Below are 7,645 nucleotides of genomic sequence, written 5' to 3'. Positions count from 1 at the left end.
GCCCACTTGTTGCACACCTTCTTGGCGGGGCAACCCATGTTGATGTCGATGATCTGGGCGCCGCGGTCGATGTTGTAGGCGGCGGCTTCCGCCATCATGGCCGCGTCGGTGCCGGCGATCTGCACCGAGATGGGCGCGGTTTCACCTTCGTGGTTGGCGCGCCGGGATGTTTTCAGGCTGTTCCACAGGTCCTTGCGCGAGGTCACCATCTCGCTGACCGCATAGCCGGCGCCCAGGCGCTTGCACAGCATGCGGAAAGGGCGGTCCGTCACGCCGGCCATCGGTGCCACGAACAGGCGATTGGGCAGCTCGATCGAGCCGACCATCAGCGTGCCGGTGGGGAGTGACGTACTGGACATGGACTTGCGTGGCGTGTCGCGATCGTAATTTCGGACACTGGAAAATGGCCTGAAAGCCGAGCTGAAAGACAGCGCAGCCCTGATCGGACGGGCGATCAGGGCTGCTTAAAAAGGAGGCAGAGTATAGCCGCGCGGGAGAACCCTGTGCACCCCCCTTGATCAAATTTTGACCACCGGATCCCTTCCGTGAGATGGGTCACGGTTCCGCCAGCTTGAGGGGGGTGGGCATTAACGATTGCAATGTATGTGTTGCATACAATCTGCAACTGTTGCACGACCACTGCAATACGCATGACCGGCCGCCCACACGCTGGGCCTCTATCTCCTCCGCGAAGACATGAACATCACCACTTCCAGCATCAGCAAGCATGCCGCCCTGTGCGCGCTGACCCTCGTATCTGCCTCGGCACTGGCGCAGACCTATACCTTCAAGATCGGTGGCGGCTACATCGATCCTCGCGCCACCAGCAGCTCGCTGGAAGGCACGCTGCCAACGGGTTTCTCTGGCGCACCGGTCGTGCCGCTGTCCGCTGGCAACCGCCTGGAAGTCATGCCCAAGTCGACCTTGCTGTTCAGCATCGAGCGCTCGATCGACGATCATTGGGGGGCGGAGCTGGTCCTGGGCTTCCCTCCCACGCATGATGTGAAACTGCGTGCCAGCGACATCGTCAAGCACGGTGCGGCCACGGCGGCTCAAATCAAGGCTGGCCTGGGTGCGGATGCTTTCACCAATCCAGCCAAGACGGCCGCGGCCATCACCGCAGCCGGCGGCGCGTCGAACTATGTTTCTTTGCGCGTGGCTGACAACGTGAACCAGTACGACGGCGTCACCGTGGCGCGCGTCAAGCAAACAGCGCCCACGCTGTTCCTGAACTACAAGTTCCTGGACGCTTCGTCTTCGCTGCGTCCTTACCTGGGCGTGGGTGTCAACTACACGAACTTCAAGGTCACCTCCACGGACGCCGGCAACAGCCTCTACAACGACGGCCCTGTGCGCATCAGCTCGACCGACTCGATCGGTCTGGCTTTCCAGATGGGCGCGAACTACAAGTTCGACAAGAACTGGCTGGTCAGCGCGAGCTGGGCGACTGCCGGTGTGAAGAACAACGTCACCATCCGCACGAACTCCAGCCAGCAGACGCTGACCTATCGTTTCCATCCGTCCGTGTTCTCGCTGATGGTCGGTTACCAGTACTGATCCCTGATCCGACATGGGCCGGCTCTGGCGCTGAGTCCCTCGTCATCCATGAAAGGCCGGGTTCTGTCCTGGCCTTTTTTTGTTCACGGTCGTGTCAACGGACTGTCACACGCCGTCGGCATGCTCGCGCCCTGTCTGTTGTCCATGACTTCCTGCAGGAGATGTACCCGTGAGCTTGACCCTTCGCCCCCTGGCTGCCCGACTGGCTGGCGCCTTCCTGATGATGTCTGCGGTGGGTTCTGCCCATGCGGCCTTCGAGTTGATCGGCATCGGGACGCTGTCCGGCTCATCTGATCTGTCCGGTCTCACCGGCACGCTGGAGAGCGGCAACGCGGCCAACATCCTCGGTGGGATGGGTTCTGGCCTGGCCTGGGCTGGTGGCAGCACCTTCCTGGCTTTGCCGGATCGTGGTCCGAACGCGGTGTCCTACGCGGGCGGTGTTGCGGTGGACAACACCACGTCCTACATCGCCCGCTTCAACACCATCAACGTGAACCTGCTGGCCGCGCCTTCTGCCGTGCCTGCCGGCACGCTGCCTTACACGGTCACCCCCACGCTGCAAAGCACCACCTTGCTGTGGAGCAGCACCCCCTTGACCTACGGCACCACGGCTGGCCTGCCCAGTGCTGTGCCCAGTCAGAACACCACTGGCAAGTACTACTTCACCGGTCGGTCGGACGGTTTCACGCCGGGCCTGTCGACCAATCCGAACAATGCCCGACTGGACCCCGAATCCATCCGTGTCTCCAAGGATGGCAAGAGCGTGTTCGTGTCTGACGAATACGGCCCTTACGTTTATCAGTTCGATCGCACTACCGGCGAGCGCACCCGCACCTTCACGTTGCCGGCCAACCTGGCTGTGCCGAATCAGAGCGCCGTGGGCAACACCGAAATCAGCGGCAACACGGTCGGGCGTGTGGCCAACAAGGGCATGGAAGGCCTGGCCATCAGCCCGGACGGCACCAAGCTCTACGGCATCATGCAAAGCGCCTTGCTGCAGGATGGTGGCGACACTTCTGCCGGCAAGACCAACCGCATCGTCGAAATCGACATTGCCACCGGCAACACCAAGGAATACGCCGTCAGCAACCAGATCGGTACCAAGGGCTACAACAACAGTGAATTGGTGGCCATCAACGACCACACCCTGGCATTCCTGCCGCGCGACGGCAAGGGCCTGGGCGATGGCAGCGCGGCCGTAGTCAAACAGGTCTGGGCCATCGATCTGACCGGTGCCACCGACGTGAGCGGCCTCAGTGGTGATGCGGCCTTGCAGGGCAAGTTGCTGGCCAAGACCCAGATGGTGGACCTGGTGGCCATGCTCAAGGCGGCTGGTTTTGCCGACACGCAGATTCCCGCCAAACTCGAAGGTCTGGCCTTCGGTGAGGACATCCAGGGCTCGGATGGTTCCTGGTACCACACCATGGTGCTGGCCAACGACAACGACTTCCTGCCTGGAGTCGCCGGGGACAACAAGTTCTACGTGATGCGCTTCACCGATGCCGACCTGCTCGGCAAGGGCGTCACGGGTGGCCTGCAGATGCAATCGATCGCCGCTGTGCCCGAACCCGACAGCCTGGTGCTGGCCGTGACGGCTATGGGTGCCTTGGGGCTGGCTGTGCGCCGCCGTCGCCACCGCTGAGGTTATTGAAACCCCCGCACAATGCGTCTCATGGAAGACGCGTTGATGGCGGGGGTTGCCGCCTTGTTGCATTGGTTGTCGATGCCCGAAGTCGGGCTGGGGGCGGTGTTCGTGATCGCCTTCGTGTCGGCCACCTTGTTGCCGATGGGCTCGGAGCCCGCGGTGTTCGGTCTGGTCAAGCTGCAGCCGGACATCTTCTGGCCTGCCGTCCTGGTGGCCACGGCGGGCAACACCCTGGGGGGCATGCTCACCTGGTGGATGGGGTTGGCAGCTCGACAGACCGCCGACAAGGTGCGGCATGTCGAACCCGGTGATGCCTCGGGCCCGCCAGGCCTGCAGCCCGGTCACGACAAACCCGCCGATCACCGGGCCTTGCGCTGGTTGCAGCGCTACGGTGCACCGGCCTGCCTGTTGTCATGGCTGCCCGTGGTGGGAGATCCCCTGTGCGCGGTGGCGGGCTGGCTGAAACTGCCTTTCTGGCCCTGCGTGCTGTTCATGGCCATCGGCAAGCTCGGGCGGTATGTGACCATGACCGCTTTTCTGATTCACGTGACCTGATTTCACCTGGTGCAAGTGACTGTGGTCACATGAACATGGGATTTCATCTTGTAACCATTTCAAGGGCATTTCTGTCTGATTTGACATGGTCTGACACTAGACTTGATTCAACTGCACAGCCCAAAGGCGAGACAAATCGCCAGATACAACAAGTGCAGATTTGACGCTGTCTACAAATGAATCAGGTCCAGGGAGGACTAATGCAGCGGACAAGGCCCTGTTGGTCGCCAGCAGGGCCTTTTCTTTTTGTCCGATCGTTTGCCCAGATCGACGTGCGAATTACTTGCGCACTTCGATGGCCGTCACGGTGAACTGGCCGCCGATCTTGTCGGCCGAGAAGCGCACCTTGTCATGCACCTGCAGCGTCTTGAGCCATTTTGCATCGCTCACACGAAACGACATCTGCATTGCAGGGATGTCCAGATTCTTGATTTCACCGTGCTTGAGGGTGATCTTGCCGGCTTCCTGGTCGATGCGGATGACTTCCCCATCGACGGGTTGGGCCCAGGCTGCCAATGCCACGCCCATGCCGAGGAAAAGGCCACCGAGGGTGCGGGCGAAGTTGCGTTTCACGATCTGCTCCTTGTAGGGGGATGGTCCCCTGGTCATTCAACGTCTGTCCGGGCGCCATCGTTGACCGGACAAGGATACCCCCATGAATTAAGGGTTTTCATTTACTTACAGCCCTCAGGGGGAACGTTCTCCTAATATCGCGGCTCACGCTTCGGCGATAACGAATTTTCATGGCGCGCAAACTGGCGTCAAATTTGGGAGTCTTTGAATGAACAAGTCTATTTTCCGTGCTGCCAGCGCCATCGCTGTGGCAGCCAGCCTGGTGACCGTGTCTCCCGCTGCCATGGCAGCAACCAAGGCCGACGTGGCCTTCTCGGCGGACCTCATCACCTCATTCACGATGTTCAACGTGTTTTTCACGGCCTCGGGCTCGGGCACGTACGCCAACAACACGTTCAGCAGCGCCGCATCTGACGTGGCGCCTGGTGCAACCCAGCTGGTCTGGGATCCTGCCTCGGCCTTGACGCTTTCCATCGCCGGCAATGGCGCCATGACCTTCGACGGCCTGGTGTATGACGCCGGCCAATCAGCCGTGATCGGTGACGTGCACTTCGTCAATGGCGCGACCAAGTTCGACTTCGCCGACGTGTCCGTGTTCTCTGTTGGCCCCCTGACGCCCGCGTTCTCCACCCTGAGCACAGGCGGCACGGTGTCCGGTGATTTCGCGCTGAGCGCCACGGGTCTCGGCGGTGTGGCCAAGACGTTGGGCATCACCGTGCCCATTCCCGCCCAGAACGTGGGCAAGCTGACCATGACCTCCACCGGTATCCCCGCGGTGCCCGAGCCCTCTACCGCCGCTCTGGGCCTGCTGGGCATGGCTGGTATCGTGACCACGCTGGCTCGCCGCCGCCGTCAAGCCTGATCGATCAGGCTGAAGCGCCTGAACAAAGGGGCGTGTCGGCGACCTGCGCCACATGTCGGACGAGCGTCCGCATGTGGCGTTTTGCTTTGCGTGCCTCGATGGCTCTTAAAATGCCGCTTCCGTCTTTCGTTACGAGTTGTCCATGACCGCCTCCCACCACCCGCAATCCGACTCCGTTGCCAACATCGCACCTCGTGACAAGGCCGAAATCCTGGCCCAGGCATTGCCCTACATCCGCAAGTTCCACGGCAAGACCATCGTGATCAAGTACGGCGGCAACGCCATGACCGATCCCGAACTGCAGGCCGATTTCGCGGAAGACGTGGTGTTGCTCAAGCTGGTGGGCCTCAATCCGGTGGTGGTGCACGGTGGTGGCCCTCAGATCGACTCGGCGCTCAACAAGATCGGCAAGAAGGGGCAGTTCATCCAGGGCATGCGTGTCACCGACGAAGAAACCATGGAAGTGGTGGAGTGGGTGCTGGCCGGTGAAGTGCAACAGGACATCGTGGGCCTGATCAACGCCGCGGGTGGCAAGGCCGTGGGCCTGACGGGCCGTGACGGCGGTCTGATCCGCGCGCGCAAGCTCAAGCTGCTGGATCTGGAAGACCCCACCAAGGTCCATGATGTGGGACAGGTCGGCGAGATCGAATCGATCGACCCCAGCGTGGTCAAGGCGCTGCAGGACGACCAGTTCATCCCCGTCATCAGCCCCATCGGCTTTGGCGCCAAGAACGAGAGCTACAATATCAACGCCGACCTGGTGGCCTCCAAGCTGGCTCAGGTGCTCAAGGCCGAGAAGCTGATGCTCCTGACCAACATCAAGGGCGTGCTCAACAAGCAAGGTGAGTTGCTGACCGACCTGACGGCCCGCGACATCGACGACCTGATCGCCGACGGCACCATCAGCGGTGGCATGATCCCCAAGATCGAAGGCGCCATTGATGCCGCCAAGAGCGGTGTGCATGCCGTGCACATCGTCGACGGCCGCGTACCTCACGCCATGCTGCTGGAAATCCTGACGGAATCGGCCTACGGCACGATGATCAGATCCCATTGACTCCCATCTGGCTGTTCGACCTCGACAACACGCTGCACGACGCCAGTCGTGCCGTGTTCTGGCGCCTCAATGGCTCGATGACCGACTACATCGAGCAGCATCTGGGCATGCCGCGCGCCGAGGCCGATCAATTGCGCGTTCACTACTGGCGGCGCTATGGCGCCACCTTGCTGGGTCTGGAGCGTCATCACGGCATCCGTGCCTCGCACTTCCTGGCCCAGACCCACGTGCTGCCAGGGCTGGAGGCACAACTGCACATGCCGCCGGCTGATCGTGCTGCGCTCAAGCGCCTGCCCGGGCGCAAGTTCCTCTTGACCAATGCGCCTGCCGAGTACGCCAAGCGCGTGCTGACGGCGCTGGACATGGCATCGGTGTTCGAAGGCGTGATCGCCATCGAGGGGATGCGGGTGTTCGGTGACCTGCGCCCCAAGCCCGATGCCCGCATGTTGCGCATTGTCATGGCCCGCCACAAGTTGCCCCCGTCGCGCTGCATCCTGGTCGAAGACACCGTGGCCAACCTCAAAGGCGCCCGCAAGGTGGGTATGCGCACGGTGTGGATGCAACACTATTTGCGGCATAACCAACACGGACCCGAAGTGGGCATTCGCTTGCATGGCCGCCCGGCAGGTGTGTGTGTCAGAATCAAAAAGCTCAGGGCACTGCACGCTTGGAGATGGCATGACACAAGAGGGGCTGACTGAAGAAAGCCAGGTGGCATCTGCGGATGCGCCTGCCGCTGTGGCGCCCGTGCGCAAGCGCCCCAAGCCGGGCGAGCGCCGCGTGCAGATCCTGCAGGCGCTGGCCGCCATGCTGGAGCAACCCGGTGCCGATCGCATCACCACGGCCGCCCTGGCCGCACACCTGTCCGTGAGCGAGGCCGCGCTGTATCGCCATTTCGCCAGCAAGGCGCAGATGTTCGAAGGCCTGATCGAGTTCATCGAGCAGTCGCTGTTCACCCTGGCCAATCAGATCATGGAGCGCGAGGCTGATCCGGCTGTGCAGATCCAGCGCATCCTGGCCATGGCCCTGCAGTTCGCTGAAAAGAATCCGGGCATGACACGGGTCATGGTGGGCGATGCTCTGGTGTTCGAGCATGAGCGCCTGTCTGCGCGCATGAACCAGTGTCTGGATCGCCTGGAATCCCTGCTTCGGCAGGCCTACAAGGCCTTGGCAGAAGCGCGTGGTTCGCAGCAGCCGACGGTGGATGCGCAAGCCGGCGCCTCACTGGCGATCAGCTTTCTGCTGGGGCGCTTGCACCGCTTCGCGCGCAGTGGCTTCAAGCGCCTGCCTACCGAGCATCTGAACGCGAGCCTGGCTTTGCTCATGCAGGCATAGTCCGATGGGCCGAGGCGCCTCCATCAGGGCGTCATCGCGGCTTGTTGTCATTGGGGTCAGT

The 7,645-nt window shown here is 62.0% G+C and carries 9 protein-coding genes; 7 read left to right on the top strand and 2 right to left on the bottom strand.

Annotation, left to right across the window (positions count from 1 at the left end; all coding sequences use genetic code 11):
- Positions 1 to 359: tRNA-dihydrouridine synthase (locus VFW93_RS00810; protein WP_414639546.1), on the bottom strand; the 359-nt coding region annotated here is incomplete at its 3' end.
- A 337-nt stretch (positions 360 to 696) separates the two neighbouring features.
- Here VFW93_RS00810 and VFW93_RS00805 point away from each other — a divergent pair.
- The 3 genes from VFW93_RS00805 (at position 697) to VFW93_RS00795 (ending at position 3,757) form a co-directional block, all read left to right on the top strand.
- Positions 697 to 1,557: an OmpW/AlkL family protein gene (locus tag VFW93_RS00805; protein ID WP_329692091.1), complete on the top strand. Its 861-nt coding sequence runs from the start codon at positions 697 to 699 to the stop codon at positions 1,555 to 1,557.
- 169 nt (positions 1,558 to 1,726) lie between these two features.
- Entirely contained in the window at positions 1,727 to 3,199 is a 1,473-nt protein-coding gene (locus VFW93_RS00800) for an esterase-like activity of phytase family protein (protein ID WP_329692090.1), read from the top strand.
- 30 nt (positions 3,200 to 3,229) lie between these two features.
- Complete coding sequence (locus VFW93_RS00795) at positions 3,230 to 3,757, top strand: YqaA family protein (RefSeq protein ID WP_329692089.1); 528 nt, start codon at positions 3,230 to 3,232, stop codon at positions 3,755 to 3,757.
- A gap of 279 nt (positions 3,758 to 4,036) precedes the next feature.
- On the opposite strand, the gene VFW93_RS00790 is transcribed toward VFW93_RS00795, so the two are convergent.
- Positions 4,037 to 4,330 (bottom strand): copper-binding protein, encoded by a 294-nt coding sequence (locus VFW93_RS00790; protein WP_329692088.1) that lies wholly within the window; start codon positions 4,328 to 4,330, stop codon positions 4,037 to 4,039.
- Between the two features lie 208 nt (positions 4,331 to 4,538).
- Here VFW93_RS00790 and VFW93_RS00785 point away from each other — a divergent pair, with 208 nt between their 5' ends.
- From VFW93_RS00785 to slmA, 4 genes are all read left to right on the top strand, one after another.
- Positions 4,539 to 5,192, top strand: coding sequence for a PEP-CTERM sorting domain-containing protein (locus tag VFW93_RS00785; protein ID WP_329692087.1), 654 nt, complete (start codon positions 4,539 to 4,541; stop codon positions 5,190 to 5,192).
- Between the two features lie 142 nt (positions 5,193 to 5,334).
- The gene (gene argB / locus VFW93_RS00780; protein WP_329692086.1) at positions 5,335 to 6,249 is read left to right on the top strand and encodes an acetylglutamate kinase; all 915 of its coding nucleotides are present in this window, start codon (positions 5,335 to 5,337) and stop codon (positions 6,247 to 6,249) included.
- Positions 6,246 to 6,950: a pyrimidine 5'-nucleotidase gene (locus tag VFW93_RS00775; protein WP_329692085.1), complete on the top strand. Its 705-nt coding sequence runs from the start codon at positions 6,246 to 6,248 to the stop codon at positions 6,948 to 6,950. The genes argB and VFW93_RS00775 overlap by 4 nt, the downstream gene beginning before the upstream one ends.
- Positions 6,928 to 7,584, top strand: a complete 657-nt coding sequence (gene slmA / locus VFW93_RS00770) for a nucleoid occlusion factor SlmA (protein ID WP_329692084.1) — start codon at positions 6,928 to 6,930, stop codon at positions 7,582 to 7,584. Before VFW93_RS00775 ends, slmA begins: the two co-directional genes overlap by 23 nt.
- The last annotated feature ends 61 nt before the right edge of the window (positions 7,585 to 7,645 follow it).

The organism is Aquabacterium sp. (assembly GCF_036279675.1).
Lineage (GTDB): Bacteria > Pseudomonadota > Gammaproteobacteria > Burkholderiales > Burkholderiaceae_C > Aquabacterium.
Note: the sequence above shows the minus strand (reverse complement) of the source record. Positions and strands in the feature narration are given on the sequence as shown.

Bases quoted from the DNA above. Each gene is read 5' to 3' on its own strand.
- VFW93_RS00805 (WP_329692091.1), top strand. From the start codon at position 697: ATGAACATCACCACTTCCAGCATCAGCAAGCATGCCGCCCTGTGCGCG.
- VFW93_RS00795 (WP_329692089.1), top strand. From the start codon at position 3,230: ATGGAAGACGCGTTGATGGCGGGGGTTGCCGCCTTGTTGCATTGGTTG.
- VFW93_RS00785 (WP_329692087.1), top strand. From the start codon at position 4,539: ATGAACAAGTCTATTTTCCGTGCTGCCAGCGCCATCGCTGTGGCAGCC.
- argB (WP_329692086.1), top strand. From the start codon at position 5,335: ATGACCGCCTCCCACCACCCGCAATCCGACTCCGTTGCCAACATCGCA.
- slmA (WP_329692084.1), top strand. From the start codon at position 6,928: ATGACACAAGAGGGGCTGACTGAAGAAAGCCAGGTGGCATCTGCGGAT.